This window comes from Actinomadura meyerae, from assembly GCF_900188445.1.
In the GTDB taxonomy this organism is placed as follows: domain Bacteria; phylum Actinomycetota; class Actinomycetes; order Streptosporangiales; family Streptosporangiaceae; genus Spirillospora; species Spirillospora meyerae.
The window spans coordinates 128,826-151,409 of sequence record NZ_FZOR01000009.1 but is presented as its reverse complement, the minus strand read 5'-3'; the positions used below and the strand labels follow the sequence as shown (position 1 = coordinate 151,409).

At 73.0% G+C, this 22,584-nt stretch carries 20 protein-coding genes; 11 read left to right on the top strand and 9 right to left on the bottom strand.

All coding sequences use genetic code 11. From position 1 onward, the window contains the following. Positions 1-52 precede the first annotated feature (52 nt). The 7 genes from CHF16_RS12410 to CHF16_RS12380 form a co-directional block, all read right to left on the bottom strand. Positions 53-907, bottom strand: a complete 855-nt coding sequence (locus CHF16_RS12410) for an ABC transporter permease (RefSeq protein ID WP_089326137.1) — start codon at positions 905-907, stop codon at positions 53-55. After that, positions 904-1,680: an ABC transporter permease gene (locus CHF16_RS12405; RefSeq protein WP_089326136.1), complete on the bottom strand. Its 777-nt coding sequence runs from the start codon at positions 1,678-1,680 to the stop codon at positions 904-906. Before CHF16_RS12405 ends, CHF16_RS12410 begins: the two co-directional genes overlap by 4 nt. After that, the gene (locus tag CHF16_RS12400) at positions 1,677-2,663 is read right to left on the bottom strand and encodes an ABC transporter substrate-binding protein (protein WP_089326135.1); all 987 of its coding nucleotides are present in this window, start codon (positions 2,661-2,663) and stop codon (positions 1,677-1,679) included. The genes CHF16_RS12405 and CHF16_RS12400 overlap by 4 nt, the downstream gene beginning before the upstream one ends. Positions 2,664-2,701: 38 nt before the next feature. After that, the gene (gene mdlC / locus CHF16_RS12395; protein WP_089326134.1) at positions 2,702-4,303 is read right to left on the bottom strand and encodes a benzoylformate decarboxylase; all 1,602 of its coding nucleotides are present in this window, start codon (positions 4,301-4,303) and stop codon (positions 2,702-2,704) included. Continuing rightward, a complete protein-coding gene (locus tag CHF16_RS12390) occupies positions 4,300-5,148 on the bottom strand; it encodes an ABC transporter permease (RefSeq protein WP_245868409.1) in 849 nt (282 codons plus the stop codon). Before CHF16_RS12390 ends, mdlC begins: the two co-directional genes overlap by 4 nt. Continuing rightward, the gene (locus CHF16_RS12385) at positions 5,145-5,837 is read right to left on the bottom strand and encodes an ABC transporter permease (protein WP_245868408.1); all 693 of its coding nucleotides are present in this window, start codon (positions 5,835-5,837) and stop codon (positions 5,145-5,147) included. The genes CHF16_RS12390 and CHF16_RS12385 overlap by 4 nt, the downstream gene beginning before the upstream one ends. Positions 5,838-5,974: 137 nt before the next feature. Further along, a complete protein-coding gene (locus CHF16_RS12380; protein ID WP_089326132.1) occupies positions 5,975-6,958 on the bottom strand; it encodes an ABC transporter substrate-binding protein in 984 nt (327 codons plus the stop codon). An 850-nt stretch (positions 6,959-7,808) separates the two neighbouring features. Between CHF16_RS12380 and CHF16_RS12375 the strand changes: the two genes are divergently transcribed. From CHF16_RS12375 to CHF16_RS12355, 5 genes are all read left to right on the top strand, one after another. Continuing rightward, positions 7,809-10,991, top strand: a complete 3,183-nt coding sequence (locus CHF16_RS12375) for a sensor histidine kinase (RefSeq protein ID WP_179271496.1) — start codon at positions 7,809-7,811, stop codon at positions 10,989-10,991. Further along, positions 10,988-11,437: a roadblock/LC7 domain-containing protein gene (locus tag CHF16_RS12370; protein ID WP_089326131.1), complete on the top strand. Its 450-nt coding sequence runs from the start codon at positions 10,988-10,990 to the stop codon at positions 11,435-11,437. The genes CHF16_RS12375 and CHF16_RS12370 overlap by 4 nt, the downstream gene beginning before the upstream one ends. A gap of 30 nt (positions 11,438-11,467) precedes the next feature. Beyond that, entirely contained in the window at positions 11,468-11,926 is a 459-nt protein-coding gene (locus tag CHF16_RS12365) for a DUF742 domain-containing protein (RefSeq protein WP_089326130.1), read from the top strand. Between the two features lie 40 nt (positions 11,927-11,966). Continuing rightward, a complete protein-coding gene (locus CHF16_RS12360) occupies positions 11,967-12,566 on the top strand; it encodes a GTP-binding protein (protein WP_089326183.1) in 600 nt (199 codons plus the stop codon). Between the two features lie 124 nt (positions 12,567-12,690). Continuing rightward, entirely contained in the window at positions 12,691-13,464 is a 774-nt protein-coding gene (locus CHF16_RS12355; protein WP_089326129.1) for an SGNH/GDSL hydrolase family protein, read from the top strand. Between the two features lie 35 nt (positions 13,465-13,499). Here CHF16_RS12355 and CHF16_RS12350 read toward each other — a convergent pair whose 3' ends face one another. Further along, a complete protein-coding gene (locus CHF16_RS12350) occupies positions 13,500-13,838 on the bottom strand; it encodes an STAS domain-containing protein (protein ID WP_179271495.1) in 339 nt (112 codons plus the stop codon). A 185-nt stretch (positions 13,839-14,023) separates the two neighbouring features. Here CHF16_RS12350 and CHF16_RS12345 point away from each other — a divergent pair, with 185 nt between their 5' ends. Then, a complete protein-coding gene (locus CHF16_RS12345) occupies positions 14,024-17,662 on the top strand; it encodes an AAA family ATPase (RefSeq protein ID WP_143227956.1) in 3,639 nt (1,212 codons plus the stop codon). A 6-nt stretch (positions 17,663-17,668) separates the two neighbouring features. Here the strand turns inward: CHF16_RS12345 and CHF16_RS12340 are convergent, their stop codons facing one another. Beyond that, positions 17,669-19,651 (bottom strand): ABC transporter ATP-binding protein, encoded by a 1,983-nt coding sequence (locus tag CHF16_RS12340; RefSeq protein WP_245868406.1) that lies wholly within the window; start codon positions 19,649-19,651, stop codon positions 17,669-17,671. 238 nt (positions 19,652-19,889) lie between these two features. Here CHF16_RS12340 and CHF16_RS12335 point away from each other — a divergent pair, with 238 nt between their 5' ends. The 5 genes from CHF16_RS12335 (at position 19,890) to CHF16_RS12325 (ending at position 22,480) form a co-directional block, all read left to right on the top strand. After that, positions 19,890-20,996: an LCP family protein gene (locus CHF16_RS12335; RefSeq protein ID WP_089326125.1), complete on the top strand. Its 1,107-nt coding sequence runs from the start codon at positions 19,890-19,892 to the stop codon at positions 20,994-20,996. Between the two features lie 83 nt (positions 20,997-21,079). Beyond that, positions 21,080-21,373 (top strand): hypothetical protein, encoded by a 294-nt coding sequence (locus tag CHF16_RS12330; protein ID WP_089326124.1) that lies wholly within the window; start codon positions 21,080-21,082, stop codon positions 21,371-21,373. Positions 21,374-21,458: 85 nt separating this feature from the next. After that, positions 21,459-21,617, top strand: a complete 159-nt coding sequence (locus CHF16_RS40225) for a hypothetical protein (RefSeq protein ID WP_179271494.1) — start codon at positions 21,459-21,461, stop codon at positions 21,615-21,617. Positions 21,618-21,787: 170 nt separating this feature from the next. Then, complete coding sequence (locus CHF16_RS40220; RefSeq protein ID WP_179271493.1) at positions 21,788-21,943, top strand: hypothetical protein; 156 nt, start codon at positions 21,788-21,790, stop codon at positions 21,941-21,943. Positions 21,944-21,991: 48 nt separating this feature from the next. After that, positions 21,992-22,480: a glutathione peroxidase gene (locus tag CHF16_RS12325; RefSeq protein ID WP_089326123.1), complete on the top strand. Its 489-nt coding sequence runs from the start codon at positions 21,992-21,994 to the stop codon at positions 22,478-22,480. Positions 22,481-22,584: the final 104 nt, after the last annotated feature.

The following is a 22,584-nucleotide window of genomic DNA, read 5'->3' as shown; positions in this document are numbered from 1 at the left end:
CACAAGGGCCTTTTCTGTGTCTTTTCCAGTGCGGTTCGCCGGGGCGCGGGCATCAGCCTTCGAGCCTCCGCGCACCCGTGTGCCAGGCCAGCAGGCGCCGTTCCAGCAGCATGAAGAGGGCGTTGAAGAGGAGCCCGAGGATGCCGAGCATCACGATCGCCGCCCACATCCGCGGCAGCTCGAAGGACCGCTGGGCGCCGATGAGCTCGGAGCCGATGCCCGCGGTGCTGCCGAACAGCTCGGACAGCACCATGAGGATCAGCGCGAACGACAGCGCCACCCGCAGCCCGGCGAAGATCTTGGGGGCCGCCGCCGGCAGGATGACCGTCAGCAGCCGGCGGCCGCGCCCGACGCCGAACACGCGGGCCGTCTCCAGTTGCAGCGGCTCCACCGTGCGGACGCCCTCGGCGGTGTTGAGGAGTACCGGCCACACCACGCCGAAGGCGATCGTGACGACCTGCATGGTCGCGCCGAGCTGGAACACCATGATGAAGAACGGCACCAGCGTCGGCGGCGGTACGGCCCGCAGGAACTCCAGCACGGGGTTCAGCAGGTCGTTGAGGACCGCCGAGCGCCCGATGGCCGCGCCGACCGCGACCCCGGCGGCGCCGGCGGCGGCCCACCCGATGAACAGGTGGGTCAGGCTCGTGGCGAAGTCGTCCATCGCCTTGTCGGTGAGGAACAGGTGGGACGCCGGGCCGCCGAACCACAGCTCGCGCAGCGCCCTGGCGATCGTCGTGGGCGGCGGGAAGTAGGTCTCCTCGACCACCCGGGTGACGGCCTCCCACAGGACGGCGGCGAGGACGACGAGCCAGGCGCGCTCGGCGAACCCGCGCGCCGCCCGCACGGCCCCGCCCGTCCCGCGCGCGGGACGGACCGCCTGCGCTCCGGTGCTCGCGGCGCTCATGCGGCGGCCTCCGCGCGGGCGGAGTGCCAGCGGAACGCGACGCGCTGCAGGCCGAGCAGGCCCGTGTTGGCGAGCAGGCCGAGGACGCCCGCCCAGCACGCCCCGGCCAGCAGCAGGTCGGTGCGGCCGCCGCCGGACTGGGTCTCGCTCAGGTAGATCCCCACCCCGTCGACCCCGCCGGCGAACAGCTCGGTGCTGATCACGACGATGAGGGCGACGGACGCGGCGATCCGGACGCCGGTGGCGATGAACGGCGCGGCGCTCGGCAGCGACACCCGCCACAGGACGGCCGGCGTCCCGAACCCGAAGGCGCGCAGGCTGTCCTTGGCCAGCGGGTCGACGTCGCGGAGGGCGTACAGGGTGTTGATGAGGATCGGCCACAGGCACGCGTAGAAGATGAGCGACATCTTCATCCGGGTGGGATCCGCGAACAGGATGATGGCGAGCGGGATCAGCGCGACCGACGGGATCGGCCGCATCAGCTCGACCAGCGCCCGCGCGGCGGTGCCGAGCGGCGGCACCGAGCCGAGCAGCACGCCCAGCGGCACCGCCACGAGCACCGCCAGCGCGAGCCCGCCGAACCAGGCCCGCAGCGTGGCCGCGACGTCCACCAGGAACTCCCGGTCCACCGCCAGCCGCCCCGCCTCCCGCAGGATGGTGGACGCCGGGGGCAGCGCGGTCGCGTCGACGAGACCCGTACGGCTCAGGGTCTCGATGACGGCGGCCACGCCGGCGGCCCCGGCGGCACCGAGCACGATACGGCGGAGGTTCATGGAGTCTGCGCGACGAACGACTTGACGTCGATGGGCTTGTCCACGTACTGGAACTTGCCCATCAGGTCGGCCACGCGCTGCAGGGCGGCGGTGTCGAGCGACGTGGGGTAGGTCCCCATGCTCATCGACGCGGCGACCTTGGCGTTGATGCCCTTGGCGTAGGTCGGCAGGACGGCCTCGACCACCTTGCGGTCGGCGGCCATGCCCTGCGCCTTCTGGAGGGCGCGCTGGAAGGCCGCGACCGTCTTCGGGTTCTCCTTGACGAACTTCTCGGTCGCCGCGTACCCGGCGATCGGGAGGTCGGCGGTCTCGCCGGTGGCGAGGTCGGCGACCATCCGCGCGCCCATCGACTCCGCCATCTGGGTGCCGAACGGCTCGATCGCCTGGACGGCGTCGACGCTCTTGGACTTCAGCGCCTGCTCCATCGCCGGCGGCGCCACCTCGACGAACTCCTTGTCCTCGTCGAACTGCGCGCCGACCGGCGTCCCGGCCGCCCGGACGAGCAGCGTGCTGATGTTGCGCTTGGTGTTGACGGCGATCTTCTTACCGGCCAGATCCTTGATCGTCTTGTACGGCGAGTCGCCGCGCACCATCACCGTGTGGGTCTTGGACGCGCTCCGGAACCCCTCCGCGACGATCCGCGGCTTGAAGCCGGGGTCCTTGGTGCCGGCCGTGAAGAGCGAGACGTAGTTGCCGAAGCTGATGTCCAGCCGGCCGCTCTTCAGCAGCGGGATGCCCGCCGCACCGCCCTGGATGACCTGCGTCTTCACGGACAGGCCCTCGGCCTTGAACAGGCCCTTGTCGATGGCGAGCTGGACCGGCGCGGTGTCGGCGACGGTCATCGTGCCCAGCGTGATCTCGGACTGCTCCAGGCCGTTGGCGGACTTCGGCTCGTCGGAACCGCCGCAGGCCGCGGCGGACAGGGCGAGCACGGCGGCGAGCGCGCCGCCGAGCACCGTGCGTCGGGGGAGGGGAACGGACATGGGGGGTGCTCCAATGTGCCGGGGGTGATGGAGGTTCGCTAAGGAGTAGACCCGTACATTGCGGAATTGTCTGCCATGACACTCACATCTAGAAGGAACGGACCATCGTGTCCGAGCGCCTCCGCCATCGCGGCGTCCAGATCCGCGGCGCTCGTGACGGCCCGGCCCGCGCAGCCGTGCCCCCGGGCCACGGCGGTGAAGTCGATGCCGGTGACGTCGGCGCCGACGATGTCCTCGATGCCGATCCGGCGGCCGAGCGCCCGGACGGCGCCGTAACCGCCGTTGTTCAGGACGATCACCGTCATCGGCAGCCGGTGCTGCGCCGCCGTCCACAGCGCCTGCACCGAGTACATGATCGCGCCGTCGCCGAGGACGCAGACGATCCGCTCGCCGGATCCGGCCAGCGCGCGCCCGACCGCCATGGGCAGGCTCCAGCCGAGCGATCCGCTGCCCATCGTGTAGAACCCGCCGGGCCGCGTGACGGGGAGCCGCGCGTGGAACATGTCCCGGTGGCTCGGGCACTCCTCCACGATGACGGCGTCCTCGGGGAGCCGCTCCCGCAGCGTCTCGATGACGAGTGCGGCGTCCATCGGGTCGGACGCCTGCGGCTTGGCCAGCCGGGGCCTGGGCTCCGGCGCGGGCCGGTCGGCCTTGGCGACGCGTTCGAGCAGGCCGGTGATCCCTGCCCGCAGGGTGGTGAGGACGCCCACGCCGACCGGGGCCCACGCCAGCTGGTCGGCGTCGCAGTCGAAGTGGAACAGCCGCGTCCCCTCGGGCAGGAACGGCCCCTCGCTGTGCACGTGGTAGTTGAACACCGGCGCGCCGAGCACCAGCACGACGTCGTACTCCGCCAGGCGCCGGGCCAGCTGGTCGCGGACGGGCGGCAGGAAGCCCCGGAAGAGCGCGTGGTCCTCGGGGAAACCGGAGCGGCCCGACAGCGGGCTGATCCACACCGGCGCGCCGGTGCGCTCGGCGAGGTCGACCACGAGCGGCAGCGCGTCCTCGTCCTCGACGCCCGAGCCGACGATGACGGCGGGCCGCTCGGCGCCGTCCAGCGCCTCGGCCACCTCGGCGAGCGCGGCGGGGTCGGCGGCGAAGCCGCCCCGGATCTCGCGGTGCGGGACGGGCTCGGCCGGCCGGTCCCAGTCGTCCTCGGGCACCGACAGGAACACCGGGCCGCGCGGGTGCGTCATGGCCGTCCGGTACGCCTCGGCGAGCGCGGCCGGGACGTCCTCGGCGCGCGCGGGCTGCCGGCTCCACTTCACGTACGGGCGCGGGAACTGCTCCGGCTCGTCCGCGCCGAGGAACGGGCGGGTGGGCAGCATCGCGCGGGTCTGCTGGCCCGCGATGATGACGAGCGGCACCCGGTCGCGGTGGGCGGTGAACACCGCGCCGAGCGCGTTGCCCACCCCGCCGGCGGAGTGCAGGTTGACCAGCGCGGCGTTGCCGGTGCCGATGGCGTGGCCCGCCGCCGCGCCGACCGCCACGATCTCCTGCAGCCCGAGCACGTACTCGAAGTCCGCGGGGAAGTCGCGGAGCATGCGCAGCTCGGTGGAGCCGGGGTTGCCGAAGACGGTCGTCATCCCGACCCGCCGGCAGTAGTCGAACACCGCGTCCCGGACCGTGAGTTCCGTCGTCATTCATCTGCCTTTCGCGCCCCGCGGTGCCAGCGCAGCGTCCGCCGCTCCACCGCGAGCAGGAGGGTGTTGAACAGGTAGCCGAGGATGCCGAGCAGCACGATCACCGACCAGATGGTGGGCAGGTCGGACTGGCTCTGCGCGTTCGTCAGCTCGAAGCCGAGGCCGTCGGAGGTGCCCGGCAGCAGCTCGGAGAAGACCATCAGGATGAGGCCGAGCGACAGCGCCAGCCGCAGCCCGGCGAAGATCTTCGGCAGCGCGGCCGGGATGATGAGGAACCGGATCCGCTCGATCCCGGACAGCCGGAACACCTCGGCCGTGGCCGCCTGCGTCTTGTCCACGCTGCGGACCCCGTCCACGGTGTTGAGCAGGACGGGCCAGATCGCGCCGAAGACGATCGAGGCGATCTGCATCTGCGTGCCGAGGTCGAACAGCACGATGAAGACCGGTACCACGGTCGGCGGCGGGATCGCGCGCGCGAACTGCAGGATCGGGTCGAGGTAGGCGAGCACGCGCTCGGACCGCCCGATGGCGATGCCGAGCACGACGCCGGCCACGACCGACAGCAGCAGCGCGACGGCCATCCGGCTCAGGCTCGGCGCGATGGAGCCGCCGGCGTCCCCGCCGAGGTACAGGTGCGAGGCCGGGCCGGACAGCCACATCTCCCGCATCCGGCCCACGATGTCGGACGGGGGAGGGAAGAACGGGCTCTCGGCGATCCGGGTCGCGGCCTCCCAGCCGGCGACGAGGACCACCAGCGGGAGCGCGCGGTGCAGCAGGCCGCGGACCAGCCGGCCCGCGGTGCCGCGCGGGCGCGCGGCCCGCACGGTGAGGGCGGCGGCGGTCACGATGCACCACTCCCCTGGGCCTTGTGCCACCGGAACGCGCGGTTCTCGGCCTGCACCAGCACCATGTTGATGATCAGTCCGATGGAGCCGGCCCACACGGTGCCGGCGAGCACGTCGGTGTTCCCGTCCGGCACCGTGCCGGCCTGGGCGATGAACATGCCGAGTCCGTCGCCGAACCCGGACAGGATCTCGGTGCTGACGGCGAGGATCAGCGCGATCGCCGCGGCGAGCCGCACCCCGGTCGCGATGAACGGCGCGGCGCTCGGCAGCGAGACCTTCAGCAGCACCTGCCAGCGGCTGAAGCCGAAGGTGCGCAGCGTCTCCTTCGCCGTGGGGTCGACGTCGTGCAGCCCGTACATGGTGTTGAACAGGATCGGCCAGCTGGAGGCGTAGACGATGAGCGGCACCTCCATCTCGAGGCCGGAGCCGAGCAGCAGCCCGGCCAGCGGGATGAGCGCGACCGACGGGATCGGGCGCAGGAACTCCACGATGGCCCGGACCGCGGTGTTCACCGCGGGGACGCTGCCGAGCAGCAGTCCGAGCGGGACCGCGATCGCGATCGCGATGAGCATGCCGAGCGCCCACGCGGTGAGCGTGACGCGCACGTTGAACAGGAAGCCGGAGTCGCCGAACAGCTCGACCGCGCGCGCGGTCACGCTGGAGGCCGGCGGCAGATAGGAACGGTCCACAATCCCGGCTCTACCGAGCAGCTCGCTCGCCAGGAAGAGGACCGCCACCCCGGCGGCCCCCCGCGCCCACTTGCCGGGACGCGAGAGGCCACGGGGTGGCGTCGTCTGATGTGCCATGGGTGGATCAGTGCTCGCCGTCAGGACGTCGGCTGGAACAGGACGGACTTCATGTCGGGCTTCTGCTTGAGCAGGCCCGCCGTCAGCATGAGGTCCACGGTCCGCTGCATGCGGGTGGTGTTCAGCGAGGTCGGGTAGCCCGGCAGCGTGATGACGCCGGCGACCTTCGCGTCGATCTTGGTGTAGGTGGGCAGCGCCTGCTCGACGACCTTGCGGTCACCGGCCGCGAGCTTCTGCGCCTTGATGATGGCCCGCTGGAACGCCGCGGCCGTCTTCGGGTTCTTCTGGGTGAACTCCTGGGTGCTCACGTAGCCGCTGATCGGCAGGTCGGTCACCGGCTCGGCGCCGCCGTCGACCGCCACCCGCGCGCCGAGCTTCTTCTCGGTGTCGGAGGTGAAGGGCTCGACGGCGTGGATCGCGTCGACCTGGCCCTTCTGCAGGGCGGTCGCCATCTGCGGGAAGGGCACCTGGACGTACTCGATCTTGGCCGGGTCGACGTTGTTGGCCTTGAGGATCGCGTCCAGCGTCAGCGACTGGATGTTGTTGAGGATGTTGACCGCGACCTTCTTGCCCTCCAGGTCCTTGGGCGTCTTGACCTTGGAGTCGGACTTGACCAGCAGGTCGAAGGTGTGCGAGGCCAGCGTGGCGCCCTCGGCCACGACGCTGAGCTTCAGCGTGCCCTTCTCGTTGGCCTGCAGGAAGGACACGTAGTTGGCGCCGGCGATGACGTTCACGTCGCCCTTGATCAGCGCCGGGATGGCCTGGGTGCTCTGCTGGACGGGCTTGATCTCGACCTTGAGGCCCTCGGCCTCGAACAGCTTCTGCTTCTGGGCGATGTAGACCGCCACGTTGTCGGCCAGCGGGAGGGCCGCCACCGTCATCGTGCTCTTCTCCAGACCCTGCCCGCCCGAGGCGGAGTCGTCGGAGTCGCCGCAGCCCGCCGCGGCGGACAGGACCAGGGCGAAGGCACCGACCAGTGCTGAAAGACGGAGGGATTGCCGCATGGGCACTCCTTAACTCGCGGGGGAAGTTGCTTCGGCGGGGCCGTCGGTCGGGACTCGCGAGCCAGGTGAACGACTGTAGCCACCGCACCGCCACGCCTGAAGATCACGTTCGAGGGAGGGTATCGCGAAGTGCGCGACTTGAGTGGTTTGGCTCCGAATTGCGTGACTTTCTTGTGTCCTGACGGGGGCCGGTGGGCGGCTCGGGGCGCCCGCGAAGGGTCCCTGGTCGAGCCGCCGGCACCCGCCCGCGGCCATGTCGATCATGATCGCCGGAGCGCCCGAAACCCCGCTGGGGCTGGGGGTTCGCGCGCTGTCGAATATGCGTCCAATGGCTCGCCGATGTCGGCGGGGCATTCCGGGAGGGCCGGATTGGGCGCCGCCGGTGACAATCCATCGCCATTCCAATTCGGAGAGTGACTGGTCACGGTCCGGTTGCGATGTCCTTTCGCCTTCCGTTCACCGAAAGGAATGGGGTCATCAGCCGTTGTCACGGCGAGTAGCCGCCGGATCGCGGTATGCGCTGCCACGCTGCGTGATCGTCCATGCTCAAGAAAACGGACATATGGGTACAAAGTCGCGAACGGTCCATTGGTCTATAACGGCTGACCTATGGTCCTTTGCGGCCTATCCGGGAATGTGCTGCAATGTCGTGCGCCGAGGGTGGAGGTGAGGTCGCTTTAACCCTGCGCGCCTATGAGGCCACGGAGAGTGCGACATCGTGTGGAGAGGGTGTTAGCGGCGGATGCAACCAAGCGACGAAGGTCGCGACGGTCCTCGACCAGGTAACGTCGAGGTTCAGTCGGACCGTTCGGCACGGTCGGGAAGCAGGCTGAGCCTGCGGAACTGGCGTGTGCCCCAGCGGCTCATCGTGCTGGTCCTGGTGCCGACGGTCGCCGCCGTCGTACTCGCCGGGGTGCGCATCTCCAGCTCCCTCAGCGAGGCGGAGGCGTACGGGCGGGTCGAGCAGATGGCCGAGCTGGGCGAGGGGATCACCCGGTTCGTCCAGGTCTTCTCGGCCGAGCGGGACCTGGCGGTCGAGTACAGCGCGGCGGGGCGCGCCGAAGCGCTCCTGCAGGAGCTGCGGGCCCAGGAGCGGCGGACCGACGCCCAGATCGAACCGGTGCGGACGGCCGCGAACGCGATCGACGGCTCCTACGGCACCGAGGCCGTCCGCGACGCCCGCGCGGTGCTCAGCCGGCTGGACGGGATCGCCGCCCTGCGCTCCCTGGTGGTGGGCACCAAGGTCCCGGCCTTCATCGTGCTGCAGAAGTACACCGAGGCCACCAACGAGCTGATCGCGATCCTCGACGGTATCTCCCAGAACGCGGCCGACGACCGGCTCGCGGAGGCGAGCCGGGCCCTGGGCGCCCTCGCCCGCGCCAAGGAGGCGGTCTCGCGCGAGCGGGCGCTGCTCCTCACCGGCGCGCGGGCCCGGCAGCTCGCGGCCGACGAGCTGAACGAGCTCCGGGCAGCGCGCGCGCAGGAGGACAGCGAGCTCGCCGCCTTCCGCGACTCCGCGACGCTGGAGCAGGTCCAGCTGTACGAGGACACCGTCGTCGGCACCAAGATCGACCAGGCCCGGCTGCTGCGGCAGCGCGTCATCTCCGGCGTCGCCGGCACCGGCGGCCCGCTGTCGCGCACGCTCGGCACCGCCCGGTCGCCCAAGCTGCTCCGCGACTCGATGACCAGCATGATCGACCAGATGCGCGAGGTCGAGCAGCGGCTGGCGAGCGACATCAAGGCCCGCAGCGACGACAAGGGCGCGGCGGCCCGGACGTCCTCGATCCGGGACGCGATCATCATCGCCGCGCTGCTGGCCGCGGTGCTGCTGATCACGGTCGTGATGGCGCGGTCGCTGGTGCGGCCGCTGCGCCGGCTGCAGGTCGGCGCGCTGGACGTCGCGAGCACCCGGCTGCCCGGGCTGGTCGACCGGCTGCGCGATCCGGAGGCCGCCGCCGGCGGCATCGAGGTGGAGCCGATCGACATCGACTCCACCGACGAGATCGGCCAGGTCGCGCGGGCCTTCGACGAGGTCCACCGCGAGGCGGTCCGGCTCGCGGCCGACGAGGCCGTCCTGCGCGGCAACATCAACGCGATGTTCGTCAACCTCTCCCGGCGCAGCCAGTCGCTCATCGAGCGGCAGCTGCGGCTGATCGAGGAGCTGGAGCAGAGCGAGCGCGACGAGGAGCAGCTCGCGAACCTGTTCCGGCTGGACCACCTGGCCACCCGCATGCGGCGCAACTCTGAGAACCTCCTCGTCCTCGGCGGCCAGGAGCAGGTGCGGCGCTGGAACAAGCCCGTCCCGCTCATCGACGTCGTCCGCGCGTCGCTGTCCGAGGTGGAGCAGTACGAACGGGTCGCGCTGCGGGTTCAAGGCGACATGGCGGTCACCGGCCCCGTCGTCAACGACCTCGTCCACCTGCTGGCCGAGCTGGTCGAGAACGCCACCGCCTTCTCCTCCGAGCACACCAAGGTCACCGTCTCCGGGCAGATGCTCAGCGGCGGCGGCTGCATGCTCCAGATCACCGACAACGGCGTGGGCATGTCGCCCGAGGAGCTGGAGCAGGCCAACTGGCGGCTCGCGAACCCGCCGGTCATCGACTTCTCCGCGGCCCGCCGCATGGGCCTGTTCGTGGTCGGCCGCCTGGCCGTCCGGCACGGCATCCGGGTCGAGTTGCGCGCCGCCCAGGGCGGCGGGCTCACCGCGTTCGTCGTGCTGCCGGACGCCGCCATCAGCGCCGGCGAGTCCGGCGGCATCGCCGCCCGCGGGCTCGCCCCGCGTGAGTCCGGCTCGCACGGGCAGCTCTCGCCGCTCACCGCGGGGGCCGCCGAGCGGCCCGGCGCGTTCCGCCAGGACGGCTACGGGCCGGCCGGCGCCCCGTCCGGCGGCACCGGGCCGCTGCGGTCGCTCCGCGGCGGCACCGACGCCCAGCCGGTCATCGGCGAGACCGGGCCGATCCCGGTCGGCGGCGGCTTCTCCGGCGCCGAGAGCCAGGCGCCGCCGCCCATCGAGCGCCGCCCGCCGCGCGACCGGGTCCGGGCGCAGGAGGCGCGCCCGCCGGCGGAGGACCCCTACCAGCCGGGCGACCGGCAGCCGCGCCGGCCGGGCGAGCTGCCCGTCCGCGAGCCCGGGGCGAACCTGCCCGACCGCCCGTCCGAGGACGGCTCGAACGGGCTGTTCCAGCCGCGCGCCGAGCGCCGGCAGGAGCCCGCCGCGCCGCCGGCCGGCGGTCCCGCGAGCAACGGCACCGGCTACCGTCCGGGCGCCCGCACCGGCCCGCAGCCGGTGGTCCCGGAGGCGCAGCCGGCGGTGCCGGAGCCCCGCTCGGCGCGGCAGATCCCGTGGGAGACCGGTCCGCTCCCGGTCGAGTCCCTCCCGGCGGCCGACGGCTACGCCTACGGCGACGGCGCGGCCCCGGCGGCCCCGGTGGAGGAGTACGCGCCGGAGCCGCCCGCCCCCGAGCCGGCCATGCGGGCCGCGGCGCCGCCGCCCCCGCCCGCCGAGCCGACGGGGCCGCCGCGGGTGCCCGAGCGGTCGCCCATCTTCGACGCGATGCAGTCCGAATGGTTCCAGCGCAGGTCCGGAGGATCGTCCGGGGAGGATCCGGTGAAGGGTTGGGAATCGCCCGCGGACGCGGGATTCCGCGCCGCCGAGGCCGCCCGGCGGCCGGTGGCGACGTCCCGCACGAACGTGGGGCTCCCGAAGCGGGTGCCGGGCAAGAACCGCGTGCCCGGCGCGGTCGGCCGCGCGGCGCAGCCGGCGGCCGCGGCGCCGCCGCAGGCGGGGCCGCCGCCGGTGGGCCCGCCGCCGAGCGGGCCCGGCCAGACGCAGTCCGTGCCGGGGCAGCAGCCGCCGGCACCGCAGGGGCCGGTCCAGGGCCAGCCGGGGCCCGGCCAGCCGGCCGACGTCGTACGCAGCCGTTTCGCGAGCCTGCAGCGCGGCGTCCACCGGGGACGCAACGAGGCTCGCGGCACAGGAACTTCAGGTGAGCTGCCGTCGCAGGGTGACGGCGAGACAGGAGGCACGCGGTGAGCGGGCAGGATCTCAACTGGTTGGTGACGAACTTCGCCGACCGTGTCGCGAAGGTCGCGCATGCCGTCGTGGTCTCCTCCGACGGTCTGCCGATGGCGTACTCCTCGGGGTTCCCGCCCGAGCGGGCCGACCAGCTGTCGGCGATCGCCTCGGGGCTGATGAGCCTCACCCAGGGCGCGGCGAAGATCTTCGACGCGGGCGGGGTGAACCAGACCGTCGTCGAGATGGACCGCGGGCTGCTGTTCGTCATGTCCATCACGAACGGGTCGGTGTTCGCGGTGCTGGCCGCCCCGGACTGCGACCTCGGGCTGGTCGCCTACGAGATGACGCTGCTGGTCGAGCGGGTGGGCCGGGCGCTGACCCCCGCGTTGCGCACCCAGGACCAGCAGCCGCCCTACTCAGGGCCGTCCGTGACCGAGATGGGCGCAGGCCCCGCCCGCTATTGATCGTGACTGACTCTGACGGAGGTCGGCGACATGGATCGAGGCAGTCACTACGGAGGCGCCCCCGGCGGCCCGGGCGGCTCCGGACGCTGGCCCGGTGACCAGGGCCGGATGCCGGGCCGCCCGCCCGAGCGGGAGGAGGGCGAGACCAGTTCGCTGGTGCGCCCCTACGCGGTCACCGGGGGGCGTACGAAGCCGCGCTACGACCTGGCCATCGAGGCGCTGGTCACCGCGGCGCCCTACCCGCCGCGGGACGTGGCCGTGCTGACCCCGGAGTACCGGGCGATCATGGATCTGTGCCGCTCCGCCCGTTCGGTCGCCGAGGTGTCCGCGCTGCTGCGCCTGCCGCTCGGGGTGGCGCGCGTGCTCGTCGCCGACATGGCCGTTGAGGGCCTGCTGCGGCTGCACCAGTCGCAGCCCGCAACCACCGCCGGCGGACAGCCGGACATCCGCTTGCTAGAAAGGGTGCTCAGTGGCCTTCGGAAGCTCTGACCAGGTCCCGCCCCCCGGGCCGCACGGCGGAGAGGCCGAGCTGACCTCGGTCAAGATCGTCGTCGGCGGTGGGTTCGGCGTCGGGAAGACCACGTTCGTCGGCTCCGTCTCGGAGATCATGCCGCTCACCACCGAGGCGGTGATGACCGCGGCCAGCGCCGACGTGGACGACCTGTCGGCCGTGCCGGACAAGACGACCACCACGGTCGCGATGGACTTCGGGCGCGTGTCGCTCGACAGCGAGCTGATCCTGTACCTGTTCGGCACCCCCGGCCAGCACCGGTTCTGGTTCATGTGGGACGACCTGGTCCGCGGCGCGATCGGCGCCGTCGTGCTGGTCGACACCCGCCGGCTGGAGGACTGCTTCGCCGCGGTGGACTACTTCGAGGAGCTCGGCCTGCCGTTCGTGGTGGGCGTCAACGGGTTCCACGGCGAGTTCCAGTACGCCGTGGAGGACATCCGCGAGGCGCTGTCGATCAGCTCGCACGTGCCGATCGTGCAGTGCGACGCGCGGAGCCGCGAGTCCACCAAGCAGGTGCTGATCACGCTGGTCAAGCACGCGATGACGGTGCACTCGGGCGGCGCGCCCGCCGCGGCGCCCGCGCAGCAGCCCGGCTCGACCTCGCCGAGCTGGACCTAGCCGCCCGCGCCGGCCCGCCGGGGGCGCGGGCGCCGGGCGGCCCGGGTTACGGTCGCGTAGGTTGTATGCACGATGCATGATTAATGGTCGTGTTCGACCATGTTCATGTGTGCTGGGGGTTGTGATGAGCGACGTGGAGCAGATCAGGACGTACGTGGCCATCGGCGACAGCTTCACCGAGGGCCTCAACGACCCCTACCCGGGCGAGGACGACGTGTTCCGCGGCTGGGCCGACCGGCTGGCGGAGCACATCGCCGCGCACAGCCCCGGCCTGCGCTACGCCAACCTCGCCGTCCGCGGCAAGCTCGTCCGGCAGATCGTCGAGGACCAGGTGCCGCGGGCCGTCGACCTCGACCCGGACCTCGTCACGCTGTGCGCCGGCGGCAACGACATGATCCGCCCCGGGGCCGACCCGGACGCGCTCGCGGTCGTGTTCGACGACGCGGTCCGCCGGCTGCGCGGCACCGGCGCCCGCGTCGTGATCTTCACCGGCTTCGACACCCGCCACCTGCGCTCGGGCCACCGGATCCGGGGCAAGGCGGCGACCTACAACATGCACCTGCGCGCCATCGCCGACCGCCGCGGCTGCGACGTCGTCGACCTCTGGCCGCTGCGCGCGTTCGACGACCCCCGCGCCTGGCACGAGGACCGCCTGCACCTGTCGCCGGAGGGCCACCGCCGCATGGCGCTGCTGGTCGCCGGGGTGATCGGCGTGCCGGTCGAGGGGGACTGGCGCGAGCCCTGGCCGCCGCTGGACCGCGCCGACTGGCTGACCATGCGCCGCGAGGACGTCCGCTGGGCGCGCACCTACCTCGTCCCGTGGATCGGGCGCCGCGCGACCGGCCGCTCGTCCGGCGACGGCCGCGGCCCGAAGCGCCCCACGGCCCTGCCGCTGTAGGCCCCCGCCCGGGGCCCGCGTGCCCGCGCACCGGTTCAGCCGGTGAGGGCCTCCTGCAGGGTCGCGGTCACCGGGATCCTGCGGTGCAGCCCGGTGATCTCCAGGGCGCGGCGGACGACCGGGCGCGGCCCGGCGAGGGTGAGGCTGCCGCCGGCGGCGGTCGCGGCCTTGAAGCAGGCGACGATGACCGACAGGCCGCCCGTGTCCATGAACTCCAGCTCGGCGAGGTCGAGGACGAGGTGCTCGCCGTGCTCGCGGCGCGCCTCGTCCAGCCCCCGGCGGAGGTCTTCGGAGCAGGCGAAGTCCAGTTCACCGCGCAGCCGGACGACGGTGCGCCCGCCGTCCGACCGCGCGGCCAGGTCCAGAGCCGACACGGGGGTTTCCCCTCCTGTGAGCGCGGCATCCGGCGGAGGGCCGTCCGGCGGATGCTTTCCGTCTGACAACTATCTCCGACGGCCGCCCGCCCGCCAACCCGGCGCGACGGGGGTGTGCCGGTGTGTGCCGGGTCATAGGGTGCTGTCGGACCCGATCGCCCCCGCCGCTGTACAGGAGACGCGACTTGAGTGCCCCCCGGCTGCCGGACCATCTCGAAGTGCTGCTCACCGAGGAACCCGTCCTGGACGTCTACGCGTACGGTCCCTGGCGCGTACCGGACGGCCTCTACGCGGAGATCCGGAAACGGGCGGTCGCCTACAACACCGACAAGCGGGCGGTCGTGCTCACCCGGCGGCTCAGCGACTTCTACGGCGACGGCACCAGCGCGGCGGGGGCCGAGCAGTGGTCGCTGCTGACGTTCCTGCTGGGGGCGTCGGCGGTGCGCGGCGGATCGCGCGGCGACGTCGACTACGAGCTGCTGTCGGACTTCCTCGCGACGCCGGAGTCGGCGGTGCGCGACCCGCTGGCCTGGTTCACCCAGGGCGGGCGGTGGCGGCCGCCCGGCCTGTGGCTGCCCGAGCCGGCCGGGGACGACCCCGAGCGCCGCGCGGTGATGTTCGAGCTGGCACGGGCCGGGCTGGACGTCTTCGCGGGCCTGGAGCCGGTGGAGCGGCGCCGCGCGGCGCTGGCCGAGCTGTTCGACCGGCGCGCCGCCGACCCGGAGCTGCGCGCGGTGGACATGACCGTCCCGAACCGGCGGCTGGAGGACGCCTGGACCTCCGGGCTGTCCGACGCGGAGCTGGCCGTCCTGCCGGAGCTGGCGGGCCCGGTCGGGTACCTGGGCTGGGCGTGCCAGGGCCTGGACGCCGCGCACGAGCGGCTCGCCGGGGCCGTCGCCGACGGGGACGAGCCGGACGCCGCGCTGGCCCGGCTGCTGCTGGCCGCCGAGGCGCCGGTCGTCCCGGCCGAGCTGGCCGTCGTGCTGGGCACCACCCGCTACGAGAACGTGGAGGAGCGGTTCCGCGCCGCGCGCGAGGGGTTCTCGGCGGAGGCGTGGCAGGCGGACGTGCGCGCCTGGCTGGCGCGGGGGCTCGTCGCGGGGGAGGCCGACGCCGCGCGCGCGTGGCTCGACATGGCCGTGCGGGTCACCGGCGCGGTGCAGGGGCTGCCCGACGCGCCGGTCACGCCGAAGTGCCGCGTCCCGGTGCGTCCCTTCCAGGCCGACCTGCGCAGGCTGTTCACCGCCCGCCGGGTCCTCAACGTGCCGTCGTTCGGAGCCGGCGGCAAGGACGCGGAGGCCGCGGAGGCCGCGGAGGCCGCGGAGGCGGCGGAGGCCGCGGCCGGGCGCAGCGGGCGGGCCGCCGTGCCTGAGCCGGGGCTCGTCGGGCAGCCGGAGCTGTCCCGGGTGCTGCGCGAGGCGGTGGCGGCGCGGCTGGCGGGCGAGCGGGCCGTCCGGCTGCTCGTCACCGGTCCCGAGGGCACCGGGAAGGGCACCGCCGCCGAGGCCGTCGAGGAGCTGCTGGCCGCGCGCGGCGCCGTCCGGGAGGCGCTGTGGATCTCCGACCAGGTGTTCGCGTCGCTGGGCGTGAGCGACGCCGTGCTGTGGCTGCAGGCCCGTGTCCGCGACTGCCTGGAGGGGCGCATGCTCCTCGTCGTGGACGACCTGGAGAAGCTCGCCGCGAGCGAGCGCTGCGGCGCCGCCGCCGTGGAGGAGCTGCGGCGGCTGATGGCCCGCGCGCCGTCCCTCGACGTCGTCGCGCTGTGCCGGCCCGGCGGCGACCGCCGGCTGTTCGACGCCAACCCGGCGCTGGTGCGCGCGTTCGAGGTCGCCCGCACCCGCGACTTCGGCGAGGACGACTTCGCCGAGCTGTTCACCCTCGCCGTCGCCCGGCGCGGCGGGCGCGCCGCCCCGGAGGCCGCGGCGGCCGCGGGCGCGCTGCTGCGCCGCACCCCGCCGCTGCGGAACCTGCGCGGCGCCCGGCTCGCCGAGCACCTGGCGGGCCAGGCCGTCGCGGCGGCCCGCGCGCGGGCCGCCGGGAGCGGCGCCGCCCCGGAAGCGGGCATGGACGCGGGCATGGGCACGGACGCGGCCGAGGTCGTCGCCGCCGACCTGCCGCAGGGCCTCATCGCGGGCCGCCCCGCCGAGACCGACCCGCTCGCCGAGCTGGCCGCCTGCGCCGGCATCGACTCCGTCAAGCGGGAGGTCGACGCCCTGATCGCCGAGGCCGAGGCCGAGCGGCTGCGCCGCGAGGCGGGCATGGCGGTGCGGTCCCGCCCCCGGCACCTGGTCTTCACCGGCGGCGCCGGTACCGGCAAGGGCAAGGTCGCCGGGATCCTCGGGCGGATCTACGCCGACCTCGGCGTGCTGTCGTCCGGCCACCTCGTCGAGGTGGAGCGCGCCGACCTGCTCGGCGAGTACGCCAGCGAGAGCGTGCTGCGGGTGCGGCGCGCGGTGGAGCAGGCGCACGGCGGCGTCCTGCTGGTCCGCGACGCGCACGCGCTGGTGTCGGCGTCGGCGGACGCGGCGCGCGGACGGGAGGTGCTGGAGGTCCTGCTGACCAGCGTCCAGGCGCACACCGAGGACCTCGTGGTCGTGCTGACCGGCCCGCAGGCGGAGATGAACGGGCTGCTCAAGGCGCATCCCGAGCTGGCCGCCCACTTCCCGCGCACGATCCGGTTCGCCGACCTCACCGACGACGAGCTGGTCCAGGTGTTCGCGGCCAAGGCCGCCGACTCGGGGTTCGAGCTCGCCCCCGGCGTGCTGGAGAAGGTCCGCGCGCTGGTCGAGGGCGCGCCGCGCGAGCGGAGCCTCGGCAACGCCCGCATCATGACGAACCTGCTGGACCGGGCCGTCGCGATGCAGGGCCGCCGCGTCCTCGCCGACGGCGTCGTGGACGAGACCGAGTCCCTCGACGTGATCCTGGTGGAGGACGTCCCCGACACGCTGACCCGCGGCCGCGACGACGTGCCCGGCGACCCGCTCGCCGAGGTCGAGCGGCTGATCGGGCTCGCCGACATCAAGCGGGAGGTGGCCGCGCTGGTCGCCGAGGTCCGCGCCGAGCAGCTGCGCCGCGACGCCAAGGTGTCGCCGGCGCCCCCGGCCCGGCACATGGTGTTCAGCGGCAACCCCGGGACCGCGAAGACGACGATCGCGCGGCTGGTCGCCGCCGTCTTCGCCCGGCTCGGGCTGCTGTCGTCCGGGCACCTGGTGGAGGTCTCCCGCGCCGACCTCGTCGCCGAGTTCGTGGGGCAGACCGCCCCGCGGGTGCGCGGCGCGGTCGAGCGCGCCCTCGGCGGCGTCCTGTTCGTCGACGAGGCGTACGCGCTGTCGTCGGCGGGCGGCGACCGGCGCGACTTCGGCCACGAGGCGATCGCCGAGCTGCTGCGGCTGATGGAGGAGCACCGCGGCGACCTGGTCGTCATCGTCGCCGGCTACGACGCCGAGATGGAGCGGTTCCTGGAGGCCAACCCGGGCCTGGCGTCCCGGTTCCCGAAGAAGCTGCGGTTCCCCGACTACACCGACGACGAGCTCGTCACGATCTTCGAGTTCATGGCGGCGGAGGCCGGGTTCGCGCTCGCGCCCGGGGTGCTGGACGCGCTGCGCGAGCGCGTCGCCGCGCACCCGCGCGGCGCCTCGTTCGGCAACGCCCGGCTCGTCCGCAACCTGCTGGAGGCGGCGATCTCCCGGCAGGCCCAGCGCATCACCGCGGGCGACGACGCGGGACGCGAGGTCGAGCCGGCGGAGGTGGTGCTGCTGCGCCCCGAGGACCTGCCCGAGGCGCCGCCCCGCGAGGACGAGGGCGGCTACGGCCTCTACATCTAGCCACCGCTAGGTCTGGCCGGTCCCGGCGGCCGGCCGGGCCGGCCGCGGGTCGCCCGCGCCGTAGGCGGCGGCCTGCAGCGAGTACAGGTCGGCGTAGAGGCCGCCGCGGGCCATCAGCGCGGCGTGGCCGCCCTCCTCGATCACCCGTCCGCGGTCCAGGACGTAGATGCGGTCCGCGTAGCGGACGCTGGCGAGCCGGTGCGTGATCAGCAGCACGGTCCGGCCGTCGGCGTGCGTGCGGATCCGCTCGAACAGCTGGTGCTCGGCCCGCGCGTCCAGTGCCGCGGTCGGCTCGTCGCAGATCAGCAGCGGCGCGTCCCGGAAGAAGCCGCGGGCGACCGCGAGCCGCTGCCACTGCCCGCCGGACAGGTCGGCGCCGCCCTTGAACCGGCGGTCCAGCAGCGTGCCGTAGCCGCGGGCGAGTTCCGCGACGACCTCGTCGGCGCCGGACGCGCGGGCGGCGGCGAGCATCGCCGGATCCTCGCCGCCGTTCCCGCCGCCGTTCCCGTCGCCGTTCGCGGCGCCGTTCCCGTCGTGGTCCCGGCTGCGGCCCATCGTGATGTTCTGGCGGGCGGTCATCGGCCAGTGCGTGTAGTCCTGCGCGATGACGGCGATGCGCTCCCAGACGTCCTGCGGCGGGACGTCCGTCAGCGGGACGTCGTCCCACCGCACCTCGCCGCGGTCCGGGTCGTACAGGCCCGCCATGATCTTGGCGAGGGTCGTCTTGCCGGAGCCGTTCTCGCCGACGAGCGCGACCACCTCGCCCCTGCGCAGGTCGAGGGAGACGCCGTTGAGGGACGGCGCGTCCGCGCCCGGATAGCTGAACACGACGTCGCGGACGCGGATGTGCGCGAAGTCGTCCGGCAGCCGCCGCCGCTCCTCCTCGTCCGGGGCGGGCGGGAGGGCGCGGCGCGGGATCCGCTGTTCGGCGGCGGAGCAGAACGCGACGTAGTCGCCGAAGTACAGGCCCTCCTCGTAGCACCGGTTGACGGCGAACACGAGATTGGCGAGGGACGACTGGCCCGTCCGTATCGCGAGCACCGCGGTGCCCGCGACCGCCAGCGGCACCGCGCCCCGCCAGAGCATGAACCCCAGCGCGACGTAGACGAGTGCCGTCGCCAGGCCCTTCAGCAGGTCCCCGGTGACCTTCACGATCAGCTGGCGCCGCGCCACGTCCAGCTCGACGCTCCGCTGGTAGGAGGCGGAGGTGTCGTACTGGTCCAGCAGGAACCGGCGCATCGTGAACGAGCGCACCTCGGCGGCGTGCTGCCGGTCGACCATCAGCTCGGACAGGATCCACTTGCGCCGCGCCACCCCGATGAGGGACAGCATCATCACGTACCGCATCCGCGCGCTGCGCAGGGACGCCCATCCCTCCGGGACGGCGGTCAGCAGGAGCAGCGGCAGCAGCAGCGGGTGCAGCACGCCGAGCGTCCCGGCGGCGGCGATCATGCCGATGGCGCCGGTGAGCACGTCCACGGCGTGCTGGACGACCATGGGCGCCGACACCATGCCGCGCCCCTGGGCGCGCTTCAGGTCGTCCAGGAAGTCGGAGTCGTCCAGCGCGGTCATGTCCACCGCGGTCGTCGCCTCGTACAGGCGCAGCTCGACCAGCCGCTCGACCTGCGGCTCCAGCCGGGCCTGCGCCCATCCGGCGCCCGCCTGGAGCGCCGCCCGCAGCGCCACCGCGCCGGCGACGAGCGCCAGCGACGGCAGCGCGTCGCGGACCCGGGACGGCGTCGGCGCCTCGCTGAACAGGGCGGTGAGCACGCCGGTGGTGGCCAGCAGCCAGAACGCGGTGAAGAACCCGGCGACCACGTTGAGCGAGACCGTGGCGATCGTGTCGGCGCGGCTCGCCCGCCACGCGAGCCGCGCCGCCTGCAGCAGCGTGGCCGGGAACCGCCGGGCGATGGTGCCCAGCCCCGTCTCGGTGAGTTCCTTGTCACGCGCGTGCCAGGAGAGGATCACCTCGGGGAGGCCCGGGTCCACGGGGGCCGTCCGGCGGGGCCGCCTCCTCCCGCGCAGCCCGAATCGCCTGGAAAAACGCCGTACCACACCCATGCGCCGCCCTCCGCGCGTCCCGCCGGTGTACTCCCGCCGGGGGAAGTGTGCGCCTTGAAGGGGAGAGTGTCCGCTTCATTCGTCACAGAGCGCGGTGATTTGTTCGACCCGACAATCATGCGGCGGAGGGACGCGCCGCACCCCTCGGGTTGTCTAAGGTCTACGCATGAACGACGGCCGGTCGCACCAGCAAGCCGCCTACGGGCGGGACCCGTACGGGGACCGCTACGACCCGTACGACGACCCGTACGCGGGAGACCAGCTCGCCGGAGCGCGGGCCGACCGGGGCGGCCCGTACGACGGCGCGCCGGTCCGGCGCCGCGGGCGGCGGCGCTGGCCGCGGGTGCTCGGCGCCCTCGCGGTGGTGCTGATCCTGATCGTCGTGGGCGGCTACTTCTACCTGGACTCGCGGCTCAAGCGCGAGTCGGTCCTGGTCGACTACCCCGGCCGCGTCGCCGACACCCCCGGCACGAACTGGCTGATCGTCGGCTCCGACAGCCGGGAGGGCCTGTCGAAGGACGACCGGAAGCGGCTGGCGACCGGGGCCGCCAACGGCCGCCGCACCGACTCGATGATGCTGCTCCACTACGGCTCCGGCGGGACGTCACTGATCAGCCTGCCGCGCGACTCCTACGTCCCGATCCCGGGGCGCGGGTCGAACAAGCTGAACGCGGCCTTCTCGTTCGGCGGGCCCAAGCTGCTCGTGCAGACCGTGGAGAAGGCCACCGGCGTCCACATCGACCACTACGCGGAGATCGGCTTCGGCGGCTTCGTGGGCGTGGTCGACGCCGTCGGCGGCGTGGACATCTGCGTCAAGGACGACATCAAGGACCGCAAGGCGGGGCTCGACCTCAAGGCCGGCTGCCAGACGCTCGACGGCGGCCAGGCGCTCGGCTACGTGCGGACCCGCAAGTACGCCCGCGCCGACCTGGAGCGGGTGGAGCACCAGCGCCAGTTCTTCGCCGCGCTGATGAAGAAGGCCACGAGCCCCGGGACGATGTTCAACCCGTTCCGCAGCGTCCCGCTGGCGATGAACGCCACCAGCAACTTCCTGGTGGACGAGAACGACCACCTGTACGACCTGATCCGCATGATGTGGGCGATGAAGGGCGTCAGCGGCGGCGGCGGAGTGACCACGACCGTCCCGATCGGGGGCAGCGGCAGCTCCGTGGCGGCAGGCGCCTACATCACCTGGGACAAGGCCAAGGCGACCAAGCTGTTCGACGCCCTCAAGCAGGACCAGCCCATCCCGCAGGACGTCATCACCAAGTAGGACGCCGCCGGGCGACGCCCGCCCCCGCCACCCGCCGTGGCGGGGGCGGTTCGCGTGCGGGCGCCCTTGGCTACAGTCGGAGCATGTCCGATGTGACGCCCGGCGGCGAGAACCTGGACGAGCTGTCCTCCAAGGAGCTGTACGAGCGGGCGATGGACCTCGCCAAGCGGCGGCGGGACGTCGGCTTCCTGTGGGAGCTGCTGCGCGCGATCCCGGCCGCCGCGGCGTCGACGGGCGAGGTCGGCCGCGCCGAGTTCGACCTGTTCCACGCGGTGTCGCTGCTGGAGGAGTTCACGCACGCGGGGGAGGGCGAGGTCGGCGAGGCGCTCAGGCCGCTCTACATCGGCTACCTCACCGAGCACGCCAATCGGCCCTGACCGTCTCTTTACCTTGTCTTGATCTCCGTCCGGCCACCCCTGGATATAACTCTGCGTAGGTAATCGACCGCAGAGGGTGGTTGAAGTGAACAAGAAGCATATGAAGATCGCCGCCATCGCCTTCGTGGCGTGGTACGTCATCAGCAGGCCCCAGGGGGCGGCGACTCTGGTGAACAACGCCCTGAGCGGGCTCGGGAACGCGGCAGAGTCGTTGTCGCAGTTCATGAGCGCCATACCGAGCTGACGGACGGCTCCGGGCCCCGTACCCCCGGCGGTACGGGGCTTCTTCGCGCCTGGGCGACCAAGCGCTGGCGCGCGCGTCACAGTAAAATCCCGCTTTGCGGGCCGATGCCGCTGGGCATGATTGCATCGGGTCAGTTGTGTCGCGCGCTACAACCAGGGACGGGCGTATCGATGAAGAAGAACATGCGCTATGTGGCGATCGCCTTCGTCATCTTCTACTTGCTGAGCTCACCGACGGACGCTGCGGGAGTGGTCAACAACGCCTTCAGCCAGTTGGGCAACGCGGGCAACCAGCTCGCCGCCTTCGTGAACGCCTTGGGCAAGTAGGACGGCGGCCGGGCCGGTCGTGGGGAGGAATCTCCTAGGATCGGCCTCATGTCTGTCTTCGATGTAGAGATCGAGGGTCTGCGGGGCGGTTCCGCGGACCTCGCGCAGTACCGGGGCAAGGCCGTGCTCGTCGTCAACGTCGCGTCCAAGTGCGGCCTCACCCCGCAGTACTCCGGGCTGGAGCGGCTGCAGGAGCGGTACGCGGAGCGCGGCTTCACCGTCCTCGGCGTGCCCTGCAACCAGTTCATGGGCCAGGAGCCCGGCAGTGCCGACGAGATCGCCGAGTTCTGCTCGGCGACTTACGGCGTCACCTTCCCGATGACCGAGAAGGTCGAGGTCAACGGGCCGGGCCGGCACCCGCTGTACCAGGACCTCGTCGGCGTCCCCGACGCCGAGGGGTACACCGGGGACATCCGGTGGAACTTCGAGAAGTTCCTCATCGCCCCGGACGGCACCGTCGCGGCCCGGTTCGCGCCGCAGACCGAGCCGGAGACCGACGAGGTCACCGGCGCCATCGAGAAGAACCTGCCCGCCTGACCGCGGACATGCCCTCCGCGCCGCCGGGGGCGCGCCCGCGGGCGCGCTCGCGACGGCACGGCGGGTGTGAATCGCGCCACACCGCCGGTCCGTTGCCCTCCGGG

Coding starts and splice junctions, on each gene's coding strand:
- CHF16_RS12410 (WP_089326137.1), bottom strand. CDS start 907: ATGAGCGCCGCGAGCACCGGAGCGCAGGCGGTCCGTCCCGCGCGCGGG.
- CHF16_RS12405 (WP_089326136.1), bottom strand. CDS start 1,680: ATGAACCTCCGCCGTATCGTGCTCGGTGCCGCCGGGGCCGCCGGCGTG.
- CHF16_RS12400 (WP_089326135.1), bottom strand. CDS start 2,663: ATGTCCGTTCCCCTCCCCCGACGCACGGTGCTCGGCGGCGCGCTCGCC.
- mdlC (WP_089326134.1), bottom strand. CDS start 4,303: ATGACGACGGAACTCACGGTCCGGGACGCGGTGTTCGACTACTGCCGG.
- CHF16_RS12380 (WP_089326132.1), bottom strand. CDS start 6,958: ATGCGGCAATCCCTCCGTCTTTCAGCACTGGTCGGTGCCTTCGCCCTG.
- CHF16_RS12365 (WP_089326130.1), top strand. CDS start 11,468: ATGGATCGAGGCAGTCACTACGGAGGCGCCCCCGGCGGCCCGGGCGGC.
- CHF16_RS12355 (WP_089326129.1), top strand. CDS start 12,691: ATGAGCGACGTGGAGCAGATCAGGACGTACGTGGCCATCGGCGACAGC.
- CHF16_RS12335 (WP_089326125.1), top strand. CDS start 19,890: ATGAACGACGGCCGGTCGCACCAGCAAGCCGCCTACGGGCGGGACCCG.
- CHF16_RS12330 (WP_089326124.1), top strand. CDS start 21,080: ATGTCCGATGTGACGCCCGGCGGCGAGAACCTGGACGAGCTGTCCTCC.
- CHF16_RS40220 (WP_179271493.1), top strand. CDS start 21,788: ATGAAGAAGAACATGCGCTATGTGGCGATCGCCTTCGTCATCTTCTAC.
- CHF16_RS12325 (WP_089326123.1), top strand. CDS start 21,992: ATGTCTGTCTTCGATGTAGAGATCGAGGGTCTGCGGGGCGGTTCCGCG.